31 protein-coding genes and 1 pseudogene are annotated in these 25,282 nt (G+C 62.3%); 12 read left to right on the top strand and 20 right to left on the bottom strand.

What is annotated here, in order from left to right; translation table 11 throughout:
* Positions 1–68: 68 nt before the first annotated feature.
* Complete coding sequence (locus NKI69_RS12845; protein WP_023813940.1) at positions 69–1,067, top strand: nicotinate-nucleotide--dimethylbenzimidazole phosphoribosyltransferase; 999 nt, start codon at positions 69–71, stop codon at positions 1,065–1,067.
* A gap of 12 nt (positions 1,068–1,079) precedes the next feature.
* On the opposite strand, the gene NKI69_RS12840 is transcribed toward NKI69_RS12845, so the two are convergent.
* From NKI69_RS12840 to NKI69_RS12830, 3 genes are read right to left on the bottom strand one after another with little or no spacing between them, the layout of a single operon-like run.
* The gene (locus tag NKI69_RS12840; protein WP_352721573.1) at positions 1,080–1,388 is read right to left on the bottom strand and encodes a GNAT family N-acetyltransferase; all 309 of its coding nucleotides are present in this window, start codon (positions 1,386–1,388) and stop codon (positions 1,080–1,082) included.
* Positions 1,389–1,423: 35 nt separating this feature from the next.
* Positions 1,424–1,609: a GNAT family N-acetyltransferase gene (locus tag NKI69_RS12835; protein WP_352721517.1), complete on the bottom strand. Its 186-nt coding sequence runs from the start codon at positions 1,607–1,609 to the stop codon at positions 1,424–1,426.
* 50 nt (positions 1,610–1,659) lie between these two features.
* Entirely contained in the window at positions 1,660–3,180 is a 1,521-nt protein-coding gene (locus tag NKI69_RS12830) for a sensor histidine kinase (protein WP_352721515.1), read from the bottom strand.
* 75 nt (positions 3,181–3,255) lie between these two features.
* Between NKI69_RS12830 and NKI69_RS12825 the strand changes: the two genes are divergently transcribed.
* From NKI69_RS12825 to NKI69_RS12810, 4 genes are all read left to right on the top strand, one after another.
* Entirely contained in the window at positions 3,256–3,876 is a 621-nt protein-coding gene (locus NKI69_RS12825; RefSeq protein ID WP_023813943.1) for a thermonuclease family protein, read from the top strand.
* 43 nt (positions 3,877–3,919) lie between these two features.
* Positions 3,920–4,531, top strand: coding sequence for a glutathione S-transferase (locus NKI69_RS12820; protein ID WP_352721513.1), 612 nt, complete (start codon positions 3,920–3,922; stop codon positions 4,529–4,531).
* Positions 4,471–5,151: a uracil-DNA glycosylase family protein gene (locus tag NKI69_RS12815; RefSeq protein WP_352721571.1), complete on the top strand. Its 681-nt coding sequence runs from the start codon at positions 4,471–4,473 to the stop codon at positions 5,149–5,151. Before NKI69_RS12820 ends, NKI69_RS12815 begins: the two co-directional genes overlap by 61 nt.
* Positions 5,152–5,260: 109 nt before the next feature.
* Positions 5,261–5,752: an Lrp/AsnC family transcriptional regulator gene (locus tag NKI69_RS12810; protein ID WP_006205209.1), complete on the top strand. Its 492-nt coding sequence runs from the start codon at positions 5,261–5,263 to the stop codon at positions 5,750–5,752.
* A 20-nt stretch (positions 5,753–5,772) separates the two neighbouring features.
* Here NKI69_RS12810 and NKI69_RS12805 read toward each other — a convergent pair whose 3' ends face one another.
* The 12 genes from NKI69_RS12805 to moaA all read right to left on the bottom strand — a co-directional run bounded on the left by NKI69_RS12805 (position 5,773) and on the right by moaA (position 15,103).
* On the bottom strand, positions 5,773–6,342 hold the full coding sequence (locus NKI69_RS12805; protein WP_352721511.1) for a DUF3299 domain-containing protein: 570 nt from the start codon (positions 6,340–6,342) through the stop codon (positions 5,773–5,775).
* Positions 6,343–6,512: 170 nt separating this feature from the next.
* Positions 6,513–7,217, bottom strand: coding sequence for a DNA alkylation repair protein (locus NKI69_RS12800; RefSeq protein WP_352721509.1), 705 nt, complete (start codon positions 7,215–7,217; stop codon positions 6,513–6,515).
* 9 nt (positions 7,218–7,226) lie between these two features.
* Positions 7,227–8,096 carry an NAD(P)-dependent oxidoreductase gene (locus NKI69_RS12795; RefSeq protein ID WP_352552222.1) on the bottom strand — a complete coding sequence of 290 codons (870 nt, stop codon included), beginning with the start codon at positions 8,094–8,096 and terminating at the stop codon, positions 7,227–7,229.
* A gap of 106 nt (positions 8,097–8,202) precedes the next feature.
* Positions 8,203–9,024 (bottom strand): ABC transporter permease, encoded by an 822-nt coding sequence (locus tag NKI69_RS12790; protein WP_352721507.1) that lies wholly within the window; start codon positions 9,022–9,024, stop codon positions 8,203–8,205.
* Positions 9,021–9,740, bottom strand: a complete 720-nt coding sequence (locus tag NKI69_RS12785; RefSeq protein WP_352552218.1) for an ABC transporter permease — start codon at positions 9,738–9,740, stop codon at positions 9,021–9,023. The genes NKI69_RS12790 and NKI69_RS12785 overlap by 4 nt, the downstream gene beginning before the upstream one ends.
* Positions 9,741–9,820: 80 nt before the next feature.
* Positions 9,821–10,606 carry an ABC transporter substrate-binding protein gene (locus NKI69_RS12780; protein WP_023813951.1) on the bottom strand — a complete coding sequence of 262 codons (786 nt, stop codon included), beginning with the start codon at positions 10,604–10,606 and terminating at the stop codon, positions 9,821–9,823.
* Positions 10,607–10,763: 157 nt separating this feature from the next.
* Positions 10,764–11,273, bottom strand: coding sequence for a molybdopterin-guanine dinucleotide biosynthesis protein B (gene mobB, locus NKI69_RS12775; protein ID WP_023813952.1), 510 nt, complete (start codon positions 11,271–11,273; stop codon positions 10,764–10,766).
* A complete protein-coding gene (gene mobA / locus NKI69_RS12770; protein ID WP_023813953.1) occupies positions 11,270–11,896 on the bottom strand; it encodes a molybdenum cofactor guanylyltransferase MobA in 627 nt (208 codons plus the stop codon). Before mobA ends, mobB begins: the two co-directional genes overlap by 4 nt.
* 55 nt (positions 11,897–11,951) lie before the next feature.
* Positions 11,952–12,872, bottom strand: a complete 921-nt coding sequence (locus tag NKI69_RS12765; protein WP_023813954.1) for a DMT family transporter — start codon at positions 12,870–12,872, stop codon at positions 11,952–11,954.
* 225 nt (positions 12,873–13,097) lie between these two features.
* Complete coding sequence (locus tag NKI69_RS12760; protein WP_023813955.1) at positions 13,098–13,457, bottom strand: hypothetical protein; 360 nt, start codon at positions 13,455–13,457, stop codon at positions 13,098–13,100.
* 120 nt (positions 13,458–13,577) lie between these two features.
* Complete coding sequence (locus NKI69_RS12755; RefSeq protein ID WP_023813956.1) at positions 13,578–14,051, bottom strand: hypothetical protein; 474 nt, start codon at positions 14,049–14,051, stop codon at positions 13,578–13,580.
* Between the two features lie 56 nt (positions 14,052–14,107).
* The gene (gene moaA, locus NKI69_RS12750) at positions 14,108–15,103 is read right to left on the bottom strand and encodes a GTP 3',8-cyclase MoaA (protein WP_031213805.1); all 996 of its coding nucleotides are present in this window, start codon (positions 15,101–15,103) and stop codon (positions 14,108–14,110) included.
* A 196-nt stretch (positions 15,104–15,299) separates the two neighbouring features.
* Here moaA and NKI69_RS12745 point away from each other — a divergent pair, with 196 nt between their 5' ends.
* Positions 15,300–15,653 carry a gamma-butyrobetaine hydroxylase family protein gene (locus tag NKI69_RS12745; RefSeq protein WP_023813958.1) on the top strand — a complete coding sequence of 118 codons (354 nt, stop codon included), beginning with the start codon at positions 15,300–15,302 and terminating at the stop codon, positions 15,651–15,653.
* A 73-nt stretch (positions 15,654–15,726) separates the two neighbouring features.
* Positions 15,727–16,338, top strand: a complete 612-nt coding sequence (locus NKI69_RS12740) for a pyridoxamine 5'-phosphate oxidase family protein (protein ID WP_352721504.1) — start codon at positions 15,727–15,729, stop codon at positions 16,336–16,338.
* A 17-nt stretch (positions 16,339–16,355) separates the two neighbouring features.
* On the opposite strand, the gene NKI69_RS12735 is transcribed toward NKI69_RS12740, so the two are convergent.
* A complete protein-coding gene (locus NKI69_RS12735) occupies positions 16,356–16,808 on the bottom strand; it encodes a MarR family winged helix-turn-helix transcriptional regulator (protein ID WP_023813960.1) in 453 nt (150 codons plus the stop codon).
* 47 nt (positions 16,809–16,855) lie between these two features.
* Between NKI69_RS12735 and NKI69_RS12730 the strand changes: the two genes are divergently transcribed.
* Complete coding sequence (locus tag NKI69_RS12730) at positions 16,856–17,764, top strand: alpha/beta hydrolase (RefSeq protein WP_023813961.1); 909 nt, start codon at positions 16,856–16,858, stop codon at positions 17,762–17,764.
* A 13-nt stretch (positions 17,765–17,777) separates the two neighbouring features.
* Here the strand turns inward: NKI69_RS12730 and NKI69_RS12725 are convergent, their stop codons facing one another.
* Complete coding sequence (locus NKI69_RS12725) at positions 17,778–18,173, bottom strand: rhodanese-like domain-containing protein (RefSeq protein ID WP_023813962.1); 396 nt, start codon at positions 18,171–18,173, stop codon at positions 17,778–17,780.
* 108 nt (positions 18,174–18,281) lie between these two features.
* Positions 18,282–18,896: a TetR/AcrR family transcriptional regulator gene (locus tag NKI69_RS12720; protein WP_023813963.1), complete on the bottom strand. Its 615-nt coding sequence runs from the start codon at positions 18,894–18,896 to the stop codon at positions 18,282–18,284.
* A gap of 98 nt (positions 18,897–18,994) precedes the next feature.
* Between NKI69_RS12720 and NKI69_RS12715 the strand changes: the two genes are divergently transcribed.
* From NKI69_RS12715 to NKI69_RS12705, 3 genes and pseudogenes are all read left to right on the top strand, one after another.
* Complete coding sequence (locus NKI69_RS12715) at positions 18,995–19,741, top strand: 3-oxoacyl-ACP reductase family protein (RefSeq protein ID WP_023813964.1); 747 nt, start codon at positions 18,995–18,997, stop codon at positions 19,739–19,741.
* 209 nt (positions 19,742–19,950) lie between these two features.
* Positions 19,951–21,849: a L,D-transpeptidase family protein gene (locus NKI69_RS12710; protein WP_023813965.1), complete on the top strand. Its 1,899-nt coding sequence runs from the start codon at positions 19,951–19,953 to the stop codon at positions 21,847–21,849.
* Positions 21,850–22,216: 367 nt separating this feature from the next.
* Positions 22,217–23,126, top strand: a pseudogene (locus NKI69_RS12705) (arginase family protein).
* A gap of 153 nt (positions 23,127–23,279) precedes the next feature.
* Here NKI69_RS12705 and NKI69_RS12700 read toward each other — a convergent pair.
* Both NKI69_RS12700 and NKI69_RS12695 read right to left on the bottom strand, forming a co-directional pair.
* Positions 23,280–23,765, bottom strand: a complete 486-nt coding sequence (locus NKI69_RS12700) for a hypothetical protein (protein ID WP_032909546.1) — start codon at positions 23,763–23,765, stop codon at positions 23,280–23,282.
* A gap of 219 nt (positions 23,766–23,984) precedes the next feature.
* Entirely contained in the window at positions 23,985–24,242 is a 258-nt protein-coding gene (locus tag NKI69_RS12695) for a PepSY domain-containing protein (protein ID WP_023813967.1), read from the bottom strand.
* Between the two features lie 673 nt (positions 24,243–24,915).
* Here NKI69_RS12695 and NKI69_RS12685 point away from each other — a divergent pair.
* Positions 24,916–25,269, top strand: coding sequence for a hypothetical protein (locus NKI69_RS12685; protein WP_031213807.1), 354 nt, complete (start codon positions 24,916–24,918; stop codon positions 25,267–25,269).
* The last annotated feature ends 13 nt before the right edge of the window (positions 25,270–25,282 follow it).

Below are 25,282 nucleotides of genomic sequence, written 5' to 3'. Positions count from 1 at the left end.
CGGAGGTTGTGCCAACCTCGCAAGGCGGCTATGCCGCTCACCAACTCCAGGGAATGATCGACAACAAGATGACCAGCGCACTGCCTTTCGACGATTTTCGCAACCTGTTGGCCAATCTGCCGACGGCCGACACGGCAGCCGAGACCCGCGTGCGCATGCTGTTTGCCAAGGCCGACAAACCAGGCAATTCGCTTGGCCGTATCGAGGACATCGCCGCGTGGCTGGCAGCCTGGAGCGGGCGGGCCCCGCCCGCGGTGACAAGACCGCTGATGGCGGTCTTTGCCGGCAATCACGGCGTCACGCGCCACGGCATTTCGCCACGGCCGGTGGCGGCGACCGCCAATGCGGTCGAGCTTTGCGCCGCCGGAGGTGCCGCGATCAACCAGATCTGCATCGCCAACGATCTCGGACTGAAGGTCTTCGATCTCGCCCTGCACGTCCCGACCGCCGACATCACCGAGGATGCTGCGCTCGACGAGCGTGGCTGTGCCGCCACCATGGCCTTCGGCATGGAAGCGATCGCCGGCGGCACCGACCTTTTGTGTCTCGGCGATCTCGGCGTCGGCAACTCCACCGTCGCCGCCACCCTGTTTGCGGCGCTGTTCGGGGGCAGGGGCGCCGACTGGGTCGGCGCGGGGTCGGGGGCCGATGCGGCCATGCAGGCACGCAAGGCCGACGTGGTCGATGCTGCGCTGGCTTTTCATGACGGCCATCTCGGCGACCCGCTCGAGGCGCTGCGCCGGGTCGGCGGCCGTGAATTCGCAGCAATCGCCGGCGCCATCCTTGCCGCGCGCATGCAGAAAATCCCGCTGCTGCTCGACGGATTGGCCGCCACGGCAGCCGCAGCGGTACTGCATGGCGTCAATCCCACCGCGCTCGATCATTGCCTGCTGGCCAGCCTGTCGCCAGAGCCTGCGCATGCACGCGCCGCCCAACGGCTCGGCCTGCGCCCGTTGCTCGATTTGGGCATCAGCCATGGCGAAGGGGCAGGGGCCGCCCTTGCCGCGGGGCTGGTCAAGGCCGCCGCGCTGACCAGTTCGGGCATGGCTGCGGCAGTACGCGGCTAGAGTCTTGAGGTATTAGCGCCGGAGATTGGGAATGCGATAGACGACAGCGTTGTATTTTGGGTTGGAGCGGCCGCCGACTATTACGCCTCCAAGGCGTTCCGCTATTCTTCTGCTGGCCACGTTCCTTTCGGCAACCGGATATTCGAAGCAGTCCGGTTCAAGTGCCTCGGAGGCCCACTCCGCGACAGCAGCAATTGCCTCTTGGCCAATGCCGTTTCCTTGAGCGTCTTCCCTGATCCAGATCCCGAGTTCGGGACACACGGTCTTCGCTGCATGAAGGCCGACAAGTCCCAGACAGCGATCGTCCGCCAATGCACGCACAACAAAGTGCAAATCCGATCCGTCCTGGATTGGCGTCAGCCAGGATCGCCATACTTTGGCAAGGCCGCCAGTGATCGAGGTGGTTCCCACTGCATGAAACGGGTGATGGCGGGAGTGATGGCGAAAAAGAGGTCTTCAGCGTCGTCGGCTGTAAACAGCCTCAAGCGAAGGCGGTCCGAGTGGATCTCTATGCCAACGACGTGCCAATCACCTTCTGCCATCGTGGGGCGCCGTCCTTCTTGCTGGCCATCGACACAGTTCGCCGCGACGCTTACCGTCGTCGAGCCGCCACCGCCGCGGTCGGCAGTGCTGGCAGTTCCTCCATCACCCGGCTCAGTGGGAAGATGGCGATCGCCTCGGTGCCTTCGCGCAGCTTGGAATGAAGCTCGAACTCGCCGCCATGCATGGCGAGCAGCCCTTGCACGATCGGCAGGCCAAGCCCGGTGCCTTGCTCGGCGCTCTTGATCGCGATCGAGCCCTGGCCGAAGGCGGAAAGCACGATCGGGATCTCGTCTTCCGGTATGCCCGGACCGTCGTCCTTGATCGAAATGTATTGTCCGCCGCCCGCCGTCCAACCAACGCGGACACGGATTTCACCGCCGGTGGCGGTGAACTTGATGGCATTCGACAGAAGGTTGAGCGTGATCTGTCGCACCGCACGCTCATCAGCGAAAAGGCGCGGCAGTTCGTGCTCGAAATCCTGGACGACCCGGATATCCTTGTTGCGCGCCCTCAACTCCATCATGTGACAGCAGTCCTCGACGATACCAAGCAGCATTACCGGTTCTTCGTTGAGCTGGTAGCGGCCGGCCTCGATGCGCGACAGGTCGAGGATCTCGTTGATCAGATCGAGCAGATGCTGGCCGGATTCGTGCACGTCATGCGCGTAGTCGCGATAGGTGGGATTGCTCATCGGCCCCAGCACCTCGTTCGACATCACCTCGGAAAAACCGAGAATGGCGTTGAGCGGCGTGCGCAATTCGTGGCTCATCGAAGCGAGGAACCGCGATTTCGCCAGATTGGCGTCCTCGGCCCGCCGCCGCGCCTCGTCCGACATCGATTTCGCCGTCTCCAGTTCGGCGATCAGCGCATCCTTTTCGGAGCGGAACGACAACATCATCAGGGACGAGTGGTTGAGATGCCGGGCCACATAGGCGAAGAACGGCAGCGACATGACCAGCAGCGCGGCCATGATCGCCTCGACCGGCATCCATAGCTTGGCGCCGGCATAAGCGTAGAGCGCCACGGGAACGGCAAAGGTGGCCAACAGTGCCCCGCGCAGAGACGAGGTCATCACCGCGGTCGCCGCCATGGCGAACAACAGCACCACGGCCTTGACGATGTGGAACGGATCGACCTCGCAGACGCTGCAGCCAAGCCACACAAACCATGCCCAGCCGAGACCGCACAGGAAATGGCCGATCAGGAATTCTCGTCGTGCTTGCGAAGGGTTGAGCTCGGAAGCTTCCGTGCGCTCGATGCGCCGCGCCATGAAGGCAACGATGGTGTAGCAGGTCAGGGTGAACAGCGCCCAGAGCCCGATCTCGTTGCCGATTCCGGCCAGCCGGCCGGCCGCCGCGATCGCCAGAACAAGAAGCGGGATGGCGATGGCGCCGCTGGTCATCGCGCGGGCATGCAGCTTCAACAGTTCGCGATCGAAATCGGGATTGCCGGCCTGCTGCGAAAGACGGTCACGCGTCTTGCGCACCGCGCGCGCCACATCGCTGTTGCGATGAGGTTTCCTGCGGTCCACAATGAACTTGTCCGCTGTGTTCGAGCGTTGCAAGGGCATCAAAACTTCAATTTATGCGAGCAGCGGTTTCCAAGTGTTAAGCTACGTTCGAATGATTAACCAACCGTTTGCCATATGAGCCGCTCGTGGTCGCCAAGACCGCGCCGGCGATACGTTGCGCGCCCCAGAAGCCTGTGGCGCCGGCTGGTGGATTACGGGCTTGCCGTCATCATCCTCGGACTGCTGATCCTGCTGGCGGCCCGCCTCGACCGGGTGGAGACACGCAAAACGCAAGGCGTGGCAATCATCAACGACGGCGATTCGATCACGCTTGGCACCGAGCGTATCCGCATGCGCGGCATCGATGCTCCGGAATATACGCAGACCTGCCGCAAGAACGGCGCGGACTATTCCTGCGGCACGCTTGCGCGTCAGTCGCTCGTTCGCCTGATCGCCGGCAAGCCCGTCTCTTGTACCGGCTGGCAGCGTGATCGTTATGGCCGGCTGCTCGGCGACTGCACCGCCGGCGGCAAGAATCTCAACCGCGCGCAGGTCGAGGCGGGCTGGGCGGTTGCCTATGGTGACTTCGAGAGCGAGGAAGCCATCGCCCGCGCGGGAAAGGCCGGCATCTGGGCGGGAACGTTCGATCAGCCGCAAGACTGGCGAGACAGCCATCACGGCGAAGTCGTCGAGAAGAAGCACGGCACGCTGGCGTCGATCGGCGATGCCGTGCGCGAGATTTTTCGCTTCTGGTGATGCACATCCTGGAACTGGAACCGAGAACGAACAGGAGGATGGAATGAAACTCTTCGACGGTGGCCGGGCGCCCAACCCGAGGCGGGTCCGCGTTTTCCTGGCCGAGAAAGGCATCGAAGTTCCACAGGTGCCCATCGACATGGGGGCGCTGGAACACAGGCAACAGGTGGTCGGCTCGCGCAATCCCTTGCTGCGCCTGCCGGTGCTGGAACTCGACGACGGCACCATCATCACGGAATCCGTCGCCATCTGCCGTTATTTCGAGGAACTGCATCTCGAACCGGCCCTGTTCGGGCGTGGCGCACTCGGCAAGGCGCAGGTCGAGATGTGGCAGCGACGGATGGAATTCAATTTGCTCAGCTGCGTCACGCAGGCTTTCCGGCACACCCATCCGGCGATGAAGGAATGGGAAATCCCACAGGTCCCCGAATGGGGTGAGGCCAATAAGCCGAAGGCCGTGGCGTTCCTCAGGCTTCTGGACGGCGAACTGGGCAGCCGGGAGTTCATCGCCGGTGACAGCTATTCGATCGCCGACATCACCGGCCTGATCGCCGTCGACTTCATGAAGCCGGCACGCATCAAGGTGCCGGATGACTGCGCGAATGTGTTGCGCTGGCATCAGGCCGTCTCCAGCCGGCCGAGCGCATCAGCCTGAGAATGACTGTTGAACTCGAAAACCTCGTCGCCAGGGTCCGCGCCTGCCGTATCTGCGTGGAAAATCCGGCCGGCAAGCCGTTGCCGCATGAGCCACGACCAGTGCTGCGCCCTTCGTCCAGCGCTCGTATCCTGATCGCCAGCCAGGCGCCCGGCACCAAGGTGCATCTGTCGGGCATGCCGTTCACCGACGCCTCCGGCGACCGCCTGCGCAGTTGGCTTGGCGTGACGAGCGACGAATTCTACGACATCGAAAAATTCGCCATCGTCCCGATGGGCTTCTGCTTTCCCGGCCAGGATGCCAAGGGGGGAGATCTGCCGCCGAGGCGCGAATGCGCGGCGGCCTGGCGCGCGCCTTTGATGGCCTCGATGCCACAGATCGATCTGGTGCTGACGATCGGCATCTATGCGCAGTCCTGGCACATGGGTGCGGCGCGCCGGCCCTCCCTGACCGAAACGGTCATGGACTGGCGCTCCATCTGGGAGAATTCCGTCGGTCCGAAAGTGCTGCCGCTGCCGCATCCCTCGTGGCGCAACACCGGCTGGCTGAAGAAGAATTCATGGTTTGAAATGGATTTGCTGCCTTTTCTGCGTTCGGAAATCCGATATCGCCTCGGCTGACCTTACAGCAAGAAATCACTCGCTTTTCCGTCAATTGGCAGAATTTCTTTCTTGTGAAAGGTCGGAATAAGGGGGAGTATAGCCAATCTATTCCCCTGGGGAGCAAAATATGGACCGCCTCGATAGAAAAATTCTCCGTCTTTTGCAGGAGGACGCGACACTCGCGGTCGCCGACGTCGCCAAGAAAGTCGGGCTGTCGACAACACCTTGCTGGCGGCGCATCCAGAAGCTCGAGGAGGAAGGCGTCATCAAGCGGCGCGTTGCCATTCTCGACCATGAAAAGGTCAATGTGCGCGTCACCGTCTTCGTGTCGATCCGCACCAATTCGCACAGCCATGAATGGCTGCGGCGTTTCTCGGAAGTCATCCAGGAGTTTCCCGAGGTGGTCGAGTTCTACCGCATGAGCGGTGACGTCGACTATCTCCTGCGCGTCGTGGTTCCAGACATCGCCGCCTATGACGCCTTCTACAAGCGGCTGATCGCCAAGATCGAAATCCGTGACGTGTCGTCGTCCTTCGCCATGGAGCAGATCAAGTACACGACCGAAATCCCGCTCGACTACATGGTGCTGGACAAGGAATCGGGTGCCAACGCTGCCTGAGCTGCAGCAGGTTGTCCTGCTTAGTTCTTCTTTTTGTTGAGGAAACTCCAGGGCGAGTTGACCGGCAGGGTGACGGTGTCCGGTACGCTGCCGACGGCGACCACGTCTGCCTTGCGGACGCTGTAGCCAGACTGGATGACGCTGACGCCGTCGAGGATGAACAGCTGGCTCTTCTCCATGTCCGGCTTCAGCGCGCCGGTGACCGCGACCGGCTGATAGGCCTCGGACATTTTGTAGGGACGTGCCGGCGTGACCAGCACGATCTGGTTGGGGGGCGGCGTTGGCATGTGGCTGCACGCACCCGTCCACGGCACCAGCAAGAACTGATAGACAAGATCGCCGTCGCGATCGACCGGCAATGCGTAGCCGGCCAACTGAATGCTTTTGTCCTGCAGGTTGACGGACAGCGTCTCGCCATGGTCGGGCAATTTTGCCGCGATCATCGGCAGCCCGACGTTTTCGGCGGCGGATTGCGTAGCCGGACGCAGATCCTTCCAGAATATGTGCGCGGTCTCGGCCGAGGCATCGGTGGCCGCGGACACAAACAATGCCGCTGCGAAGGCCAGGATTGATTTGGGAGGATTGCTCATGGCCGCGTCCCTTTGAAGCTCAAGTAAAGACGCCGCTGTCAACGACGTCAACGCTCCCACCGCATCACATGTCGGCAGCCGCATCACATGTCGGCAGCCGCATCACATGCCGGCAGCCACTTCACATGTCGGCGAGATCCAGACATGCCGGAAAGCGGATTTCCGCGCCGTCAGCCTTTCCTGGCGACGATCCGCGCGAGCGTCTTGGCATTGGACAGCTCCCTTACGGCGTCCTTGCCGATCCAGCGCGCCGTCTTGTCTGCCGACTGCGCCAATCGTTCGGCGACAGCCAGGGCAGCGCCGTGCATGTCCATTGATCGTTTGCCGATCGACCGAAGCGCCCAGTTCACGGCTTTCTTCACGAAATTGCGGCTGTCGTTGGCATGCGTTTCGATGATCGGCAGGAAGGCGAGGAAGGTCGCCCCCGGCTCCTTCTTCCGGTGGACGACAGACCAGGCCATCATCGCGAAGGCCGTGCGCCGAACGAACTCCCGCTCATCGGCCGCGAACTCGGGGATCAGTTCTTTCCAGGCGTCCGTGTCGACAAAGAGGTCGGAGACGCCGTCGACGATGTCCCAGGAGTCGAAGCTGGCCGCCCATCGTCTTGCATCTCCAGCAGAAAACCGTTTCGGGTCAGCCGTGACGGAGGCGATGAACTGCGCCTCCATGATGCCGGTGTCCCATAGCTCGAAGGCGCGCTCGTGGTTGCGTTTGATCTTCCTGGCGATCTGCCGCTGCATGCCGTGCGAGATACCAAGCGCACGGTCGATCTTGATGCCGTAGCGCAACATGCCGAGGCGGTTCTCCTCCGACCCGATAGCGCGAAGATGGGCGACGATTTCCGCGGCTGTGGATTGAGGTGAGAGCTCTGCCACGGCGGAAACCTACTTCTCCAGGCGCGCCAGCAGCGAGGACGTGTCCCAGCGCTTGCCGCCCATCGCCTGCACATCCTTGTAGAACTGGTCGACAAGTGCTGTCACCGGCAGTCTGGCGCCATTGCGATCGGCCTCGGCCAGACAGATGCCGAGATCCTTGCGCATCCAGTCGACGGCGAAGCCGAAATCATATTTGCCGGCATTCATTGTCTTGTGGCGGTTCTCCATCTGCCAGGAGCCGGCGGCACCCTTGGAAATCACCTCGATCACCTTCTCGATGTCGAGTCCGGCCTTCTTGCCGAAATGGATGCCTTCGGCCAGGCCTTGGACGAGGCCGGCTATGGTGATCTGGTTGATCATCTTGGTGAGCTGGCCGGCACCGGCCGACCCCATCAAGCCGACCATGCGGGCAAAAGCGTCGATAACAGGCTTCGCTCTGTCGAAAGCGTCCTGCTCGCCGCCGACCATGACGGTCAGCACGCCGTTCTCGGCGCCGGCCTGGCCGCCCGAGACAGGCGCATCGAGAAACGAAAACCCGCCGGCTTCCGCCGCCGCCGCCAGCTCGCGAGCGACCTCGGCCGAGGCCGTGGTGTTGTCGATGAAGACCGAACCCTTCTTCATCGATTTGAAGGCGCCTTCCGGACCGGTCGTCACCGAACGCAGATCGTCGTCATTGCCGACACAGGAGAAGACAAAATCCTTGCCCTCGGCGGCCTGTGCTGGCGTCGCCGCAAGGCTACCGCCATGCTGGCCAACCCATTGCTCGGCCTTGGCCTTGGTGCGGTTGTAGACGGTGACATCATGGCCACCCTTGTTCTTCAAGTGCCCGGCCATCGGATAGCCCATCACGCCAAGACCGAGAAATGCAACAGATGCCATGAGCTTGCCCTTCAGAAACGGAATTTGCTGCGAAAGCTCTAGGCTCTGCGCTCAATTCGTCAAGACGCGTAGGGCAGGATCGGCTGGTGCAGCTGAATTGAAATAGTCAGCGTTTCAGGTGAACGGTGATCCGGCGCTCGATCCATTCGACGCCATGGCGCAATATCTCGACCATCACCAGATAGACGAGCGCGACCCAGATATAGGCCTGGATGTCGAACGAGTTGGCGAAGGCGAGCTTTGCATTGCCCATCAGATCATAGACCGTGATGATGGCGACGATGGCGGACGCCTTGACCATCAGGATCAGTTCGTTGCCATAGGGCCGCAAGGCGACGATCAAGGCTTGCGGCAGGATGATCTTGCGCAAGGTCTGCAACTTGTGCAGACCAAGCGATGCCGCCCCTTCCCATTGCCCTCTTGGCACGCTCTCGATGGCGCCGCGCAGAATCTCGGCCTGATAGGCGGCGGTGTTGAGCGCAAAGGCAAAGACGCCGCAATTGAACGCGTCCTTGAAAAAGTCCCAGAGGCCGATCGACTGGAGCTCGACCCTGAACGAGCCCAATCCGTAATAGACGAGATAAGTCTGGACCAGCAGCGGCGTGCCGCGGAAGAAATAGACGTAGCAATAGGCGAGGCCGGACAGGATCCGGTTCTTGGACATGCGCCCGTAAGCGACGGGCACCGACAGGATCGCGCCGAGCACCATCGATATGGAAACCAGCGAGAGCGTTACCCCAAGCCCTCGCAAATAGGCTGGCGCATATTTGGCGAAGAACTCAGGGTTCCAGGCAAGGAAGAGATAGCTGACGATGCCAATGCCGAACAAAATCCACAGGCAGACCAGCGCATAACCGGCAATACGCCTGCGCGGCCAGCCGCGCGCCCGGGGCGGGGGCCGTTCGACGATGGTGGCCGTGGCGCTCATCGTTGCGCCTCCCGCCGGCCAAGCGAGCGCAGAATCGCGCTGGTGGCGAAGGACGACAGGACGGCCAGGGCAAGAAAGACCAGGGAGGCGACGCCGAAGAACAGGAAAGCGTGCTTGGTGACGCGGGCGGCAATGCTGGCATTGCGCAGCGTCTCGGCCAGGCCGACGACCGATACCAGGGACGTGTCCTTGAGCAGGCTGAGCCAGCAGTTTTCCAGTCCGGGGAACGCGATGCGCAGCAGTTGCGGCACGATCACCTTGCGCATGGTCAGCCAGTTCGAAAGACCGATGGCATAGCCACCCTCATACTGGCCTTTCGGAATGGCCCGGAAGGCCGACAGGAAAACCTCGCTGGCATAGGACGAGAAGATCAGCGCAAGCACGATCATACCGGCGACAAAGCTGTTGACGTCGATGGTGGTGTCCGGCCGGAAGTACCTGACGAGATGCTGCAGCAGGATCGGCATGCCGAAGAAGAACAGGAAAAGCGTCACCAGCTCCGGCAGGCCGCGAAAGACGGTGGTGTAAATGTTGGCGGCAAGGCGCAACGAGGGTTCTTCGGACTGCTTGGCGAGTGCAATGAAAAAGCCGATCGCCAGGCCGATGGGCAGCGTGGCAAGCGCAAGCGCAATGGTGATCAGTGCGCCATAGGCAATATCGTCAAGCCAGCCTTCGGGTCCCCAACTGAGAAGTGTCCATATGCTCTGGGCTGGCATCGACCGGTCTTATCTCCACGGCATTCCCAAGACGAATAGAAAGACGGCGGGGAAATTCCCCGCCGTCTTGACCGTATTTATCAGGACTCGGCGCCGTAGACGTCGAACTTGAAGTACTTGTCGTTGATTTCCTTGTATTTTCCATTGGCGCGGATGGCGTCGATGGCCGAATTGAGCTTGTTGACCAGGTCGGTCTCGCCCTTGCGCACGGCAATGCCGGCGCCCGGCCCGAAGATCTCGACCGGCTGCGGCGAAGGCTGGCCGAGAATCTTGCAGCAGGCGCCATCAGGCGAATCCAGAAACTGCTGCAGCACGACGATATCATCCTGGATGGCGTCGAGACGACCATTGGCAAGATCGGCCTGCTCCTCGGGGCTGCTCGGATAACCCTTGACGGTGCTGTCGGTGTAGGTCTTCGAGGCATAGTTGAAATGCGTGGTGGTGGTGGCGACGCCGATGGTTTTGCCGGCGAGATCTTCCTTGGTCACGCCTTTCAACGTCGAGTCTTTCGGCACGGCGAGCGCCGACGGCGTGTTGTAGTATTTGTTCGAGAAGTCGACCTTTTCCTTGCGCTCGGGCGTGATCGACATCGAGGCGACGATGGCGTCAAACTTGCCGGCCTGGAGGGCTGGAATGATGCCGTCCCAATCCTGGGCGACGAAGGTGCACTTGACCTTCATCTCATCGCAAAGCGCCTTGGCGATGTCGATGTCGAAGCCGACGAGCTGGCCATCGGCGGTGAGGTTGTTGAATGGCGGGTAGGCGCCTTCGGTGCCGATCTTCAGGGTCTTTTCCTGGGCCTGAGCTACGCCGAGCGTCAGCAGCGCGGCCGAAGCGGCGAGCGCGATACGCAGTGCAATACGCATGATAGTCCTCTCTTTATGGTCCCGGCCGTCGTTCCGAACGGCTCTGTGGGGCGGTGCTTTTGACCGCCCGCTGGCGCGATACTCCCATTCTTTCCAAGAAAAAAGCAACTGCAAAACCACAAAAATGGGCAAGGCTATTCTGCCGTTGCGTCAGCGCTCAAGCAACGAGCCCAGTGGTGCGCTCGATGAAGTCGGCTATCGATTTTGCATCGTCGAGATCGAATACCGGCAGCAGCTCGCCTTCAATCGCAAAATCGGCGGCGACAGCGACGATGTTGGGATCCTCCGCCGAAAGCGGCGTACGGTCCTTCGCATCCAGCCGGCGGGTTTCGATCTTGTCATGGGCTTCGCGCTTGTAGCCCTCGACCAGCACAAGGTCGCAAGGGGCAAGCCGCGACAGGACAGTCTCCAATGTCGGCTCGTCCTCGCCGCGCAGCTCGTGCATCAGTGCCCAGCGAACGCCGGAGACGATCGCGACTTCGGTGGCGCCAGCCTGCCGGTGGCGAAAACTGTCGGCGCCCGGTTTGTCGATGTCGAAATCATGATGGGCGTGTTTCACCGTCGAGACTTTCCAGCCGCGCCGGACAAGTTCGGTGACCAGCCTTTCGGTCAAAGTCGTCTTGCCGGAATTCTTCCAGCCGGTGATGCCGAAGACGCGTCTGTTCATGGCTTGATGCTCTGCAACAGACGCTCGGCAGACACAAGATCGTCCGGATCGTTGATGTTGAAGAAAGGGTCGACCCCCGCCGATTGCAGAACAGGGAATTCCACCTCGACAAAACCGTGCCGGTCGATGAAAGCCGAAACCCGCCTGATATCCTCGTCGACCAGAAAGTGCCGCAAGGCATCGCGGCAGCCGAGCGGCCAGAGCGCGAAGGTCGGGTGCCGCTTGCCGGCCGAGCAGGCAACGGCAATCGAACCGGGACTTTGATCGGCGGCCGCTGCCAGACGCTCGACAAGGTTCAACGGCAGGAAAGGCGTGTCGCCGGCAGCACTGACGATCGCTTTGCAAGACGTATTGGCCGCGGCCCATTCGAGGCCGGTCAGGATTCCGGCGAGCGGCCCGGCAAAGCCGGGCACGCTGTCGGCAAGCACCGGCAGTCCAAAGCGCAGGAATCGTGCAGGATCGCCATTGGCGCTGAGCGCCAGCGATTCTATTTGCGGGGTGAAGCGCGACACGACCTGGTCAAGCAGGCAGCCATCGCCAAGCGGCAACAGGCTCTTGTCGCCGCCGCCCATCCGTCTCGACTGGCCACCGGCCAGGATGATCCCCGCAATGTCTCGCTTCATGCCACGAAGCCTGTACGCCAGCCGTCGGAAATCACAAGAACCTTCATTGATCTGGCTAGATTCCGTCCGGAACCATGCTCGGCCCCGTGCTTTCGGCGACGATCTTGCGCCGGCCGGCGACCCGCTCGCGGTAGAGCGCATAGAGGCCCGAGCCGATGATGATGGTGGCGCCGACGATCATCGGCGGATCGGGGATATCGGCGAAGATGAACAGGCCAAGCAGGATCGACCAGATCAGGGCCGTATAGCGGAACGGCGCGATGAAGGAGATGTCGCCCGCCCGCATCGCCATGATGATGAACTGGTAGCCGATCAGCACCAGCACCGCCGCCAGGGCCAGCAGGGCTGTGCTGTCCCCCGTCATCGGCGTCCAGCCGCCCATTGCCGGCAACAGCGCCGCACCGACGATGGTCATGGCAAGCGCGGTTGCCGTCGACACCAGCAATGTCGGAATGGCCTTGGGAATTTGCTTGGTGGCGAGATCGCGCACCGCACAACAGGCAACGCTGGCCAGCGCCGCCAGCGAGTAGATGCTGAACCCTTCGAAGCCAGGCCGCACGATGATCAGCACGCCGGCAAATCCGATGGCGATGGCCAGCCAGCGCCGCCAGCCGACAGCCTCGCCAAAGACGAGCGCGGCCCCCATCGTCACCGCCAGTGGCAGCGCCTGCAGCACCGCCGAAACATTGGCGATCGGCAAATGGGCGAGGGCGACGAGAAAACTCACCGTGGCACCGGCCTCGCTGATCACGCGCAGGGCCACCAGAGGCTGCAGCATCGAGCCCGGGCGGGCGAGCGCGCCGCGCTGCCAGGCGAGCAAGCCAACGAAAAGCGAAGCGAAAGCCCCACGGATCAACATGACCTGCGCCATGTTCATCGATTGTGACGAGTATTTGGTGATGGCGTCGTTGAGGCAGAAGCCGGCCATCGCCACCATCATGAACAACGCGCCGCGAATATTTGGTGACAGGGGCAAGACGGCTACCGGTTCTGCTAATGCATGTCGCCCAAAAGTGACCTCGATTTTTGGGAAACGGCATGCATAAGAAACAAAGACCTAAAGCGCGTCACCTGAATCCGTTCAAACGCGACGCGCTTCAGGCAGCAAGCCTGTAACAGCCGGGCATGAAACAGCAATAGCAAAGGGCTGGGCCACAGCCTTGTTTGTGGCCCAGAAGATCACCTGCAATGGCGGCAGAACTTACTTCTTCGGCGTCAGCACCTCGGTGCCATTGCCTTCCTTGCCGGCGATGGTCCACAGACCATGCAGCGAGCCGTCGTCCGTCATCTTGTAGACGACGAGGCCGATATCCTTGCCCATGACATAGCCGGCGGAGAAGGCGTCATCGTTGCGCATGCAGATGCCGTCGGAAGATGAGCCACCGGTTTCCCAATGGATCGCGCAGGTCGTCCCGCTGGTCAGCGTGATGGTGGCTTCGCCGCCATAGGCCGAACCGTCGAAGTTGGTGCCGGCGACCGTATAGGTGCCGCCGATCGACTGCGCCGCGGCGGGCGCGGCCGCGAGACCGAGCAAGGCGAGAGAAAGAATGAGTTTGCGCATGATGTATTCCCCCTGTGAGCGAAGAGCCGCTTCCAGAGAAAGGCTAGGCTGGAACAGACTGGCCGTAAATCCGGCTGCGGTTCGCGAACAAGACTTTTTCTGGGGTGTGGTCCGAAACGTTCATGGTCCCTTGAGACTGCCGGCAATGGCGCCGACCAGCGGGTCGTATTTCGACTTCAGGGCCGGAGGGTAGTCGACCCAGACCGTGCGGATGACGCCATCTCCACCAAACAGGCGCCGCTCGTAAAAGATCTTTCCTTCCTTCAAGCCCGACAGCACTGCCCAGTCCTTTCCGGCCCTGCTGTAGGTCACCTTGTAGCCCGGCTCGTTGCTCGCCTTCTGCGCCGCGACAAAGCCTTTCGGCGTATCGTCGTCGATGTTGAGGATGCCCGAGCAGATCAGGCTGGCACCATCGGCACTCAGCCATTGCTGCCCGTCGCCATTGTCGGGCTCGGGCTGGTGCTCGGTGAAGATTTCCTCGGGAAAGGTGCAGACGGTGCCGAAGCGCTCGTTCACATAGGTGAACGGCGCGGCAATTGCCGTGCTCGCCGCGATCGCAGCGAAAAACGTCCCGAATGAAAAGAACCGCCGCATGTCTTGCCCCGAAGTCGATGACCGCACGGCAATTCTTGCACAGATCGGCGGGAAGATCAGCCGCCGGTGACGCTCATATGGCGCGATACCGATGGGCGGCTGGTGCGGCGGTCGATGATGAAGTCATGGCCTTTCGGCTTGCGGCCGATCGCTTCGTCTATCGCTTCGGCGACCAGCTCGTTGCCTTCGGAGGCGCGCAAGGGCGCGCGCAGGTCAGCGGCATCTTCCTGGCCCAGGCACATATAGAGGGTGCCGGTGCAGGTCAGCCGGACGCGGTTGCAGCTTTCGCAGAAATTATGCGTCATCGGCGTGATGAAGCCGAGCCGTCCGCCGGTCTCGGCGACCTGGACGTAGCGGGCCGGGCCGCCGGTCTTGAAGGGAATGTCGGTCAGCGTGAACTGGCGTTCCAGCGACGCGCGCAGCAGCGACAGCGGCAAATACTGGTCGGTGCGGTCGGCATCGATCTCGCCCATCGGCATGGTTTCGATGACCGTCAGGTCCATGCCGCGGCCATGCGCCCAGCGCATCATCTCGGGCAGCTCGGCGTCGTTGAAATCCTTCAGCGCCACCGCGTTGAGCTTGACCTTCAGCCCCGCCGCCTGCGCGGCATCGATGCCTTGCATGACCTTGTCGAGATGGCCCCAGCGGGTGATCTTGTGGAACTTGTCGGCATCGAGCGTATCGAGCGACACGTTGATGCGCTTCACGCCGCAATCGGCGAGTTCGGCGGCAAAGCGCGACAGCTGCGAGCCGTTGGTGGTCAGCGTCAGTTCTTCCAGCGCGCCGCTGGCGAGATGCCGCGACAGCTGGCGCACCAGATGCATGATGTTCTTGCGCACCAGCGGCTCGCCGCCAGTCAGGCGCAATCGCCTGACGCCCTTTTCGATGAAAACCGTGCACAGCCGATCGAGCTCTTCCAGCGACAGCAGGTCCTTCTTCGGCAGGAAGGCCATGTCCTCGGCCATGCAATAGGTGCAGCGGAAATCGCAGCGGTCGGTGACCGACACGCGGAGATAGCTGATCGTGCGGCCGAAAGGATCAATCATGTCCATGCAAGCGCTTCCCGTGGCCGTGAACGGCTTCGTTATATACCGCTATGTGATACGATCCGGCCATTCATTCAAGATACCGCCTCTCGATCTTTGGTAACACCCCTCAGCCGACATCGCATGTCGGTCGGTCTCATCAGGTCTTTTCCCGTTTGGCGAAGCGGCGTAGGGAAAGGCGGATGAGACGGGATCGAACAGCATGACCGCACCGAAAGAGCTCAGGGTCTCCAAGGACCGCAAACTTTTGTCCGTCACCTTTCCCGACCATCGGCCGTTCGAACTGCCGGCGGAACTGCTGCGCGTCGCCTCGCCATCGGCCGAAGTGCAGGGCCATTCGCCGGATCAGCGGGTGACGGTCCCCGGCAAGCGCAATGTCGCAATCCTCAAGATCGAGCCAGTCGGCAACTACGCCGTGCGCATCACCTTCGACGATTTCCACGACACCGGCATCTTCACCTGGAATTACCTGCATACGCTCGGCCACGAGAAGGATGCGCGCTGGGAAGCCTATCTCGCGGAGCTTGCGGAAAAGGGCCTGAGCCGGGACCGCTAAAATTGATTCCCCTCGCTGTCGTCAAAACGTCATCGATATGGCGTAGCGCCGGCAAAAGTTTGGAGGCGAAAACATGTCCGTCATCACCACGGTCGAGCAGCTCGAGGCGCTCTATGGCGTTCCAGGCGAGGCCTCGCTGGTCAAGGAACTCGACCAAATCATTCCCGAATATGCCGCCTTCATCGAAGCCTCGCCGTTCGTCGCGCTGGCGACCAGTGGCCCGGAGGGGCTGGACTGTTCGCCGCGCGGCGATCTCGCCGGCTTTGTGCGCATCCATGATCCGAAAACCCTGATGATGCCGGATCGTCGCGGCAACAACCGCGCCGATTCGCTGAAAAACATCATCCGCGACCCACGCGTCGGCCTGCTGTTCCTGGTACCGGGCTCCGGCACGACGCTGCGTGTCAACGGCCGCGCTCATATCACCACGGATACGGCGCTGTGCGCATCATTCACGGTGGACGGCAAGGCGGCGCGATCGGTAACCGTCGTCGACATCGATTCGGTCTATTTCCAATGCGCCCGGGCCATCGTCCGTTCCGAGCTCTGGAACGCGGCAAGGCACGTCGACCCGAAGTCGCTGCCGACGCCCGGACAAATCCTGGAAATCACCAGCCGCAGCAACATCGACGGCGAAACCTACGACAAGGAATGGCCGGAGCGGGCGAAGAAGACGATGTGGTAGGTCTGGCTGAAAGGTCGTCACGCCTCTTTTAGCACATCATAGATCTTGCGCATCTGCTCGCCGATCATGTCGCATTGTTCCGGCGTCGACTGGCTCATCGCCTTCTCGATCAGCGCCATATGCACTTTCAGCGCCTGCATCAGCAGCGCCTCGCCGGCCTCGGTGAGCGCGAGCCGCAGGATGCGCTTGTCCTTCTCATCACCTTCGCGGCGCAGCAGGCCGCGCGCCTCCAGCTGCGGCAAAAGCATGGTGATGTTGGAGCGGCCGACGAGCAGCTTGCGGGCAAGATCGTGCTGCGACATGCCGGGGTGGCGATAGAGGTTCATCAGCACGTCGAGCTGCGCCGGTTTCAAATCGAGCGGTGCAAGCTTCACCGCGAGCGTGCGCTCCAGCACATGGCATGCGCGCGCCACCGCGACCCAGTTGCGGAAACGGGGGTTGTCCCAAGGCAGCTCTTGTTTATTGTTCATCTTTGAACTATTATGTTCATGCTTGAACGTATGGATGGATTTTCACTATGGCATCATTCGGGCTGAAGGTCATCCGGGGCGTGTTCGGTGCGGCAGAGCGTGTCGCGCCGCGGCTTAGCGGACGCGCGGCGTTCGAATTGTTCTGCCGCACCCCGAATGTCAAGGTGCTCAGCGATGGCGAGCGCCGCGCTGTCGAGCGTGCGGCCGGGTTCATGACCGAGGCGCGACATCACCGACTGAAGACCGCGACCGGCTGCGTCATGGTGCACGAGTTCCGGCCCGAGCCGGGCAGGGCGGCCGCCGGCACGGTGCTCGTCGTCCATGGCTGGCGCTCGCGCACCGAATATATGCGCGCCTTGATCGAAGGCTATCGCGCCGCCGGCTACCGGGTCGTTTCGCTTGACCTGCCCGGCCACGGCCAGTCGCAGGGCCGGCGCCTGAACATGGTCAATGCCGTGGATGCGGTGCGAATTGCCGGCGAATGGTTCGGCCCCTTCGTGGCGGCGGTCGGCCATTCCTTCGGCGGCGCCGTCGCCGCCAATGCCATCGCCGGTTCGGTCAAGAACATTCCGCCGCTGGCGGCCGGACGCCTGGTGCTGATCGCGGCGCCAAGTTCCCTGCCGGCGATCTTTGCCGACTTCAGTCATATGTTGAATGTCGGCCCGCGCTCGCAAGCCGCCATGGCGGACCGGGTCGAGCATCTTTCCGGCCGGCCGCTGCACGAATTCACCGGCGACCGTCAGCTCGCCCAGGCGCCGGTGCCGACCCTGGTCATCCATGCGCAGGACGATCGCGAAGTGTCGGCCGATCATGCAAGGCGCTATGCCGGCGCCGGCGGCCATGTGCGGCTCTACTGGGCCGACGGGCTCGGCCACCGCCGTATTCTCGCCGACAAGGGCGTGGTCGAACGCGCGGTCGGCTTCGTGACGCATCGCGAGCCATTGCTGCTGCACTGAGCGGCGGTCGAGATTATTTCTTCTTCTCGCCGGGTTCGACCGGCAGTCCGGCGGCCTTCCAGGCGGTGTAGCCGCCAAGGATGTGCTTGACCGGCGAAAGCCCCATGTCCTGCGCCGTCTTTGTGGCCAGCGCCGAGCGCCAGCCGCCGGCGCAGAAGAACACGAAGCTCTTTCCCGAGGCGAAGAACGGCTTGTGGTAAGGGCTTTCGGGGTCGATCCAGAACTCCAGCATGCCGCGCGTGACATGCTTGGCGCCGGGAATCTTGCCGTCGCGTTCCACTTCGCGTGGATCGCGCAGATCGACGAAGATCGTGTCTTCATCGTCGAGCAGCCCGGCCGCTTCCTCCGGCGAAACCACCTCGATCACGGCGTTCGCCTCGTCCAGCAGCTCGCGATAACCCTTTTTCACACTCTCATCCCTCCCGGCCTTGCCGGCCCTAGCATTGCTGGCCTCCCGGCCTTGCCGGCCCTAGCATTGCTGGCAAGTCAGAATTTCGAGCACACCAGCCGGCGTTTGTCACGCCGCGTTGCCGCCGGCCAGCGTCCTCCAGGCCGCCATGGCCCCGGCAACCGTCGCCAGCAGGGCATCGTGCGAGGCGCCGTCGCGTGCCTGGATCGACATGCCGTGCTGGACCGTGGCGAAGAAAGTCGCGGCGGCGCTCGCATCGAAATTCGCCGGCAATTCGCCTTCGGCAACGCCGCGCTCGAGACGCTTCTGCAGGGCGGTGTGGTTTTCGGCACGGCGACGGCGCAGATCGGCGCAGATGGCGCCTCGGCTCGAATCCTGATGCAGCGCGCCGAGCGTGATCAGGCAGCCCTGCGGACGATCGCTCTGCGCATAGGCCTTCGCCGTCAGGCACAGGAATTGTTCGATCGCCTGCCGCGCGGTCGGAGCTTCCTCCAGCGCCAGCCAGATGTCGGCACCCTCGGTGTGCGAGTAAAAATCCGTCGCCTCGAGGAACAGCGCCTCCTTGCTGCCGAAGGCGGCATAGAGGCTGGGCGAGTTGATGCCCATGGCGGCGGTCAGATCGCTCATCGATGCGCCTTCGTAGCCACGCGCCCAGAACACCTGCATAGCGCGGCGCAGGGCTGCGGTTCGATCGAAGGTGCGGGGGCGGCCTCGTTCCGACATGATGATCTTTTCTGTGTTGATCGATACATAATTAAGTTGACGCCGGTGGGCAAGGCTGACAGATATTTATGTATCGATCGTTACAAAAGGAGAAATCGATGTCTTCCAGCAAATTGAACGGCAAGGCCGCGCTCGTCACCGGCGGCAGTCGCGGCATCGGTGCGGCGATTGCGCGACGGCTCGCGGCCAACGGCGCCAGTGTCGCTCTGACTTATGTGCATGGCGAGGAGCAGGCTCGCTCGGTTGTGGCCGAAATCGAGGCCAAGGGCGGCCGCGCCATCGCGATCAGGGCCGACAACCGCGATGCGGTGGCCATAGACAAGGCCGTCGACGACGCAGTGACCGCTTTTGGCCGGCTTGACATCCTGGTCAACAGCGCCGGCATCTGGCGGGCCGCCCCCATCGACACGCTGTCGCTCGCAGATTTCGACGAGACCATGGAGGTCAATCTCCGGGGCCCGTTCATCGCTTCCAAGGCCGCGGCCGTGCATATGGGTGAGGGCGGCAGGATCATCTCGATTGGCAGCAACCTTGCCGAGAGGGCGACCGACGGCAGCCTCACGGCCTATTCAGCCAGCAAGGCGGCGCTGGTCGGCCTGACCAAGGCGCTGGCGCGCGACCTCGGCCCGCGCGGCATCACCGCCAACGTCGTCCACCCCGGTTCGACCGACACCGACATGAACCCGGCCGACGGCCCGCATGCCGAGCATCAGCGCCGGAAGATGGCAACACAGCGTTTCGGCAAGGCCGATGACATTGCCGGCATGGTCGCCTGGCTTGCAGGCCCTGAAGGCCGCTTCGTCACCGGCGCTGCCCTGACCATCGATGGCGGCGCCAACGCCTGATCCCGAGAGATTTCCGGCTGGGGCGGAACAACCCTCCGCTCCAGCCGTCACGATCTTGTGAAACCGTTCTGCAACAGGCTTTCCAAAATTTATGAAAGCTTAACGAAATCGGTATGAATCAGTATAGTCGCGCCTTACATCCGCCATGCGGTGAGCGGGACGATCTAGCGTGCGGAACGGGAACCGGTTGCGGCCGGAGCGGGTGATTCATGAAATTCCTCGGAAACAAAGCAACCGTGATGCCGCTGATGGCGATCACGGCAACGCTGGCTTTCGGTGTACCCCAGGCAGGCGCGCAGGGGCTGTTCGACATGCTGTTCGGCGGCGGCGTCAAGCATGCGCCGAAAGGCGAGTTTCCGCCTCCGCCACCGAAGCACAAGCCAAAGCCGAAGGCTCCGGCCAGCGGTGGCGGTGGCGGTGGCGGTGCGAGAATCAGCAGCCCATCCTACTACACCTACAAGGCCGACCGGCTGGTTCGCGTCGACTTCTCGGCGCTGGCCCCGACGCCAGAGCCGGCGACGCCACAGGATGCGGCTTTCGTGCCGTCGGCAACGGGCGCCGCGTTTCGTGATGCGGTTGCCAGCTTGGGTGACTACGAACTCTTAGCCGAGCCCGACATCGCCAAGGCGCTGATCGCGTATTACTCGGCCAATCCGGATTTCATCTGGATAAGCGGAACCAGCCTCAACAGCCGCGCGCAGGATGCGGTGCGGGTGCTTGGCGAGGCTTCAAGCTATGGTCTCACGCCCGCCGACTATACGGTCGAAGTGCCCGCTGCCGGCGCATCGTCGTCCGATGCCAATACGCAACTGAAAGAGCTCGTCCGTTTCGAGATGGCGCTTTCCGCGCGTGTGCTGCGCTATGCCCACGACGCCCAGAACGGCCGCGTCGATCCCAACCGCATGACCGGCTACTATGATTTCCCGGCCAAGCCGCTCGACTTGCAAGGCGTGCTGAGGACGCTGGCGCATACCCAGCAAGTGCGCACCTATCTCGAGTCGCGGCATCCGCAGAATGCGGAATACCAGGCGCTGCGTGTCGAACTCGAATCGCTGCAGGCCAGTGCGGAAAACGAAATCGTCGTCGACCCCAAGCTGTTGCTGAAGCCGGACGAAACCAGTCCCGAACTGCCGAAGCTCTTGACCTTGATCGCGCGCAATATCGATGACGATATGGGCGGCGCCTATGGCGAAATCCTGTCCAGGCTGGCCACCAGCGAGGTTTATGTTCCGGAACTGGTTCCGGTCATCAAGGCGGTGCAGCAGAAGGCAGGCATGAAGGGCGACGGCGTCATCGGCCCGCGCACCGTCGCGACGTTGGCCGGAACATCCAAGGCCGACAAGCTGCTGAAGGTGGAAGTGGCGCTGGAGGAACTGCGCTGGCTGCCCTCCGATCTTGGCAGTCCGCGCGTCTTCATCAACCAGCCAGCCTTCACCGCAAGCTACATCGACAATGGCGAGGAAAAGCTCAAGACGCGTGTCGTCGTTGGCCGGACCACCAACCAGACCTCTTTCTTCTACGACCAGATCAAGCAGGTCGATTTCCATCCCTATTGGGGCGTGCCGCAGTCGATCATCGTCAACGAGATGCTGCCGAGATTGCGCAACGATCCGGGCTATCTCGACCGGGCCGGCTACGAGGTGACGGATTCGCGCGGCAAGCGCATTCCTTCGTCGGCGGTCAATTGGGGCGCCTATGGCTCCAACATCCCCTACAGCGTTCGCCAGCAGCCGAGCGAGGCCAACGCGCTGGGCGAGTTGAAGATCCTGTTCCCCAACAAGCACGCGATCTACATGCACGACACCCCGCAGAAATCATTCTTCCAGCGGGATATGCGCGCGCTCAGCCATGGCTGCGTGCGGCTGCAGGACCCGCGCGGCATGGCGGCGGCGGTGCTTGGCACCTCCGTGGACTATATCGCCGAGAAGCTGAAGCACGGCCACTCGACCGAGAACGTGACACGCACGATCCCGGTCTATGTCGCCTATTTCACCGCCTGGCCCGATCTGTCCGGCAAGGTCGAATATTTCGGCGACGTCTACGACCGCGATTCGCGCCTGAAGCAGGCTCTGGACGCTACGGAGGCGGTTCGCTCGCCTTTGAGTTGATCCAGGACTTCGGTAGACCGTTAACTCATAAATACGGAATGACCGAAAGCGGAAAGGCGGCTGAGAGGGAACGAGGAGCGGCGGCTACCGTTATCGAACAAGCTCAAAACGCAACTGTGATCCTGTTTCGGTAGGGACGAACGATGTTGAGCGATCGAAGCGATTCTGCGACGGTGTTTTGCCATCGTCGGCATTCTGCCGATGGCTGACGAAGGTCGACCAAGCTACGGAAGTGGGCACGTTTCGCTTCAGCGTTCAGATGGAAGACGCGCAACCGTTGGCACGACACCATAGCGACGATGCCAACGACTTCGGGCCTTCATTCGCGATCACACGGCCACAAAAGGGGCCCTGACCTACTCGCGAAATGGTCACTAACGGAGGCGCCTATGTCGAGCCATTATGCGATTCTCGAAGCCCCTCCACGCTGGGCCTGGCGACCGACGGTGTGGAGCGCTTGCCTGACCGGCTCCTGGACCTTGCCTTGCGGAGCGCATCCAGGCGCGCCGCGCCGGGCGGCTGGCTGTGCCTGCGAAGGACCCGACGCCCGATCCCGAGACCGGCACCCTGACGCCAGGGCAATTGCGCAGTGGTCGCCCCAGCTCGCCGACGCCGTGGAAGCGGTGCTTGACGCAGGCGGGTTTCCAGTGGTGCTGGGCGGCGATTGCACGATCGTGCTGGGCTCGGCGCTCGCGTTTCGACGACGCGGCCGCTACGGCTTGCTCTTCATTGACGGCAACGCCGATTTCTTCCAGCCAGAGGCGGAACCCAATGGTGAGGGCGCCTCGATGGACCTCGCCTTCGTCACCGGCTACGGTCCATCGCTCCTGACCGACATCGAAGGTCGCGGTCCTCTGGTCCGCCCTGAAGACGCTGTCGCCTTCGCGTATCGCGATCACAAGGATCAGGAGGAGTACGGAAGCCAGCCGCTCCCCGAAGAGCTCAAGGTGCTTGACCTTCCCGCTGTGCGCGCCACGGGCATCGAGGCCGCCGCACGCGAAGCGATCGATCACCTGACGAGAGCTGAATTGGACGGCTTCTTCATCCATCTCGACGCCGACTGTCTCGACGACGTCATCATGCCAGCTGTCGATTTTCGCGTGCTAGGCGGGTTGTCGTGGGACGAGCTGACGGCTGCGCTCCGGCTTGCCTTGGCGAGCGGCAAGGCAGTCGGCCTCGAGATCACCATCTACAATCCGCGCCTTGATGAGGACGGCAGCGCCGGACGCGGCCTCGCCGACGTACTGGCCGCTGCGCTCGGAACAGCAGCGCCATGACGACGAGCTATGGCTGCTCTCAGGCAGCAAGGCGCACTGAGCGACCGATTTGAGATCGTTTTCCGACTGGCGGCTTTCATAATGCGGCGGAATCTGTTTCTTTCAGGCTCGGCATGAGCCGATATGCCGGGCTCGCGATTGTGAGCCTGCAAGCTAGTAGCGCTGGAACAATGGCCGCCGGAAGCCGGCGTCGCGCCCGGCGATCAGCCAATAGAGCAACCCGGCGACAAGTCCGGCAGCGGCAATGATGCCGATGTCGACCCAACGCTCCGGGTCCATATCCTCCGGTGCACTCGGCCAGATCAGGGCGAAACCGCCGACCGCGGCGCCGGCGCCGAAAACCATGTGCAGCAGGACATTGCGCAACGAGAAGAACTCGGCGATCAGCGCGAAGATCAGCGTCTGCAGCGCGGTCACCACGATGGTCAGGAAATAGACGAACATGCCGAGCGGCGGCACCAGCAGCACCGCGATCGGCGAAACGCCCATGACGTCGAAATAGCTGGGCGCGTTGGGCAAGGAGCTGAGCACGCCATAGATCACCGCGATGGCGATCAGGCCGACCAGCACCGACACGAAGTAGCCGGCCAACATCATCAATATGCGCTTCATCACGTGCTTTGCCGTCGCCATCCCCATCCCCCAATGCGGCGCCCAGAGCAATTCCAGGAAAAGTGTGAAACGGTTTCCGTCCGGAATTGCGCCAAAACAAAGAGTTAGAGCGGTTCACCGTTTCCATGAAGCGGTGAACTGCTCTGGCGCACAGTCAGCCATCAAAGCGACGCTGACGCAAGGGGAGGCGCCCGCGCCGGGAATGGCCGCTGACACGGCCGGGAACGAAATGTCTGCCGGCGAACCCTATTTCGGCTCCGCCGTCACAGGATCGTAGGTGATTTCGACCTTCGCCTTGTCCGCCGTGTAATAGGTGACGGTGTAGGCGCCGCTGTCCCAGTCGACCTCGTCCACATAGCGAAAGCCGTCGCGCTGCTCGACCTTGGCGATGATCTCGGACAGCTTCTTGGCATTGGGCGGCGGCAGCGGCTTGTCGTCCGCGGCCAAGGCCGGCGCGCCGGCGAGAAGAACGGCGACGCTGGTCGCCGGCAGAAATCTGGACATGGCTTTCCCTCAAGTTTTCGTCGGAGAGAAACTCGCTGGCGTGCCGGTTTGTTCCGCAGCCGGAATGCGTGCCGATTCAGTCCACAGGTTTGCAGCTGCCCGAATAATGGGCCGCCGCCCGCTTGACTTACGCAGCGCGTCGTTGAGCGGGGTGGAGACCTGAACGGGTTCGACGAGGGTCGACGGCGGTCACGATGCTGTGGTGGTGATCGCAATAGACGCGATCCGCCGAAGTTGGCCCAGCACAGAAACGATAACCGCCGGGCACTGACCGGTCTTCGCTCACCGGGAAGCGGCACTGATAGACGCCTAGCTGAATGAGGGGGACGTCTTTCGAAATCGGTCTGATATTTTCAGGCATGGTTTTTCAGGTTCCTGGTTCATAGCCATTGCCGGCCGATGGCCGCAAAGCGACCGTGTCAAGGCGAGCTTCTCTCGTTTTGGAGGGCTGTGGATCACCATATGGTGTTGGTCGCAGCGTCAATGAAGCCCGAAACCCTGCATTTCGGAAGTCAATCATTGCGACTTAAGGCCACACCAGCTGCTGGGCGGGCGGGCTACGGAAGCGAATACATCTGTCAGCAGAAGTGTGGTCGCGTCCCCGAGCATCTCTGCGAACCGCTTCGCCGGTGCTATGGTGTGCCTGCATGATCAGGCAGCAGGGATATGAGCCATGCCCGAAGTCACCCGCCGTACACTTCTTGCGTTCACCGCCGTGGCCTCAGTCATTGAACCGACATTTGCTGAAGGGGAAGGGGCCTCACCCGGATTGCGGGCGCTGATCGGAGCCCATGAAGCCACCTATGTCGGGCTTCACAGGGTTGTTCATCAAGCGGGCAGTAGCAGCCACGAACGCAAGAGGGCAGACCGGATTGAACAGGAAGCACTGCTGGCCATCTGCTCCTATCCTGCGATCAGCCGAGGCGATCGCCGGGCCAAGGCCGATTACCTGTTGACCGCCGAGGCTCGGGGTGAACTCGACCTGGAAGAGCACATGCAGGCCATCCTGCACTCGATGAAGCGCTGATCGCGGCTGGTGC

Source organism: Mesorhizobium sp. M0491 (assembly GCF_040321265.1).
In the GTDB taxonomy this organism is placed as follows: Bacteria; Pseudomonadota; Alphaproteobacteria; order Rhizobiales; family Rhizobiaceae; genus Mesorhizobium.
Note: the sequence above shows the minus strand (reverse complement) of the source record. Positions and strands in the feature narration are given on the sequence as shown.

What these genes read in the sequence shown, in the direction of transcription:
- NKI69_RS12810 (WP_006205209.1), top strand. Translation starts at nt 5,261, where the DNA reads ATGGACCGCCTCGATAGAAAAATTCTCCGTCTTTTGCAGGAGGACGCG.
- NKI69_RS12695 (WP_023813967.1), bottom strand. Translation starts at nt 24,242, where the DNA reads ATGTCCAGATTTCTGCCGGCGACCAGCGTCGCCGTTCTTCTCGCCGGC.
- NKI69_RS12720 (WP_023813963.1), bottom strand. Translation starts at nt 18,896, where the DNA reads ATGTCGGAACGAGGCCGCCCCCGCACCTTCGATCGAACCGCAGCCCTG.
- NKI69_RS12755 (WP_023813956.1), bottom strand. Translation starts at nt 14,051, where the DNA reads ATGCGGCGGTTCTTTTCATTCGGGACGTTTTTCGCTGCGATCGCGGCG.
- mobA (WP_023813953.1), bottom strand. Translation starts at nt 11,896, where the DNA reads ATGAAGCGAGACATTGCGGGGATCATCCTGGCCGGTGGCCAGTCGAGA.
- NKI69_RS12740 (WP_352721504.1), top strand. Translation starts at nt 15,727, where the DNA reads ATGTCCGTCATCACCACGGTCGAGCAGCTCGAGGCGCTCTATGGCGTT.
- NKI69_RS12825 (WP_023813943.1), top strand. Translation starts at nt 3,256, where the DNA reads ATGAGCCGCTCGTGGTCGCCAAGACCGCGCCGGCGATACGTTGCGCGC.
- NKI69_RS12795 (WP_352552222.1), bottom strand. Translation starts at nt 8,096, where the DNA reads ATGGCATCTGTTGCATTTCTCGGTCTTGGCGTGATGGGCTATCCGATG.
- NKI69_RS12700 (WP_032909546.1), bottom strand. Translation starts at nt 23,765, where the DNA reads ATGGGGATGGCGACGGCAAAGCACGTGATGAAGCGCATATTGATGATG.
- NKI69_RS12715 (WP_023813964.1), top strand. Translation starts at nt 18,995, where the DNA reads ATGTCTTCCAGCAAATTGAACGGCAAGGCCGCGCTCGTCACCGGCGGC.
- NKI69_RS12805 (WP_352721511.1), bottom strand. Translation starts at nt 6,342, where the DNA reads ATGAGCAATCCTCCCAAATCAATCCTGGCCTTCGCAGCGGCATTGTTT.
- NKI69_RS12785 (WP_352552218.1), bottom strand. Translation starts at nt 9,740, where the DNA reads ATGCCAGCCCAGAGCATATGGACACTTCTCAGTTGGGGACCCGAAGGC.
- NKI69_RS12780 (WP_023813951.1), bottom strand. Translation starts at nt 10,606, where the DNA reads ATGCGTATTGCACTGCGTATCGCGCTCGCCGCTTCGGCCGCGCTGCTG.
- NKI69_RS12820 (WP_352721513.1), top strand. Translation starts at nt 3,920, where the DNA reads ATGAAACTCTTCGACGGTGGCCGGGCGCCCAACCCGAGGCGGGTCCGC.
- NKI69_RS12730 (WP_023813961.1), top strand. Translation starts at nt 16,856, where the DNA reads ATGGCATCATTCGGGCTGAAGGTCATCCGGGGCGTGTTCGGTGCGGCA.
- NKI69_RS12745 (WP_023813958.1), top strand. Translation starts at nt 15,300, where the DNA reads ATGACCGCACCGAAAGAGCTCAGGGTCTCCAAGGACCGCAAACTTTTG.
- NKI69_RS12790 (WP_352721507.1), bottom strand. Translation starts at nt 9,024, where the DNA reads ATGAGCGCCACGGCCACCATCGTCGAACGGCCCCCGCCCCGGGCGCGC.
- mobB (WP_023813952.1), bottom strand. Translation starts at nt 11,273, where the DNA reads ATGAACAGACGCGTCTTCGGCATCACCGGCTGGAAGAATTCCGGCAAG.
- NKI69_RS12835 (WP_352721517.1), bottom strand. Translation starts at nt 1,609, where the DNA reads ATGGCAGAAGGTGATTGGCACGTCGTTGGCATAGAGATCCACTCGGAC.
- NKI69_RS12685 (WP_031213807.1), top strand. Translation starts at nt 24,916, where the DNA reads ATGCCCGAAGTCACCCGCCGTACACTTCTTGCGTTCACCGCCGTGGCC.
- NKI69_RS12760 (WP_023813955.1), bottom strand. Translation starts at nt 13,457, where the DNA reads ATGCGCAAACTCATTCTTTCTCTCGCCTTGCTCGGTCTCGCGGCCGCG.
- NKI69_RS12710 (WP_023813965.1), top strand. Translation starts at nt 19,951, where the DNA reads ATGAAATTCCTCGGAAACAAAGCAACCGTGATGCCGCTGATGGCGATC.
- NKI69_RS12735 (WP_023813960.1), bottom strand. Translation starts at nt 16,808, where the DNA reads ATGAACAATAAACAAGAGCTGCCTTGGGACAACCCCCGTTTCCGCAAC.
- NKI69_RS12845 (WP_023813940.1), top strand. Translation starts at nt 69, where the DNA reads ATGACCAGCGCACTGCCTTTCGACGATTTTCGCAACCTGTTGGCCAAT.
- moaA (WP_031213805.1), bottom strand. Translation starts at nt 15,103, where the DNA reads ATGGACATGATTGATCCTTTCGGCCGCACGATCAGCTATCTCCGCGTG.
- NKI69_RS12830 (WP_352721515.1), bottom strand. Translation starts at nt 3,180, where the DNA reads ATGCCCTTGCAACGCTCGAACACAGCGGACAAGTTCATTGTGGACCGC.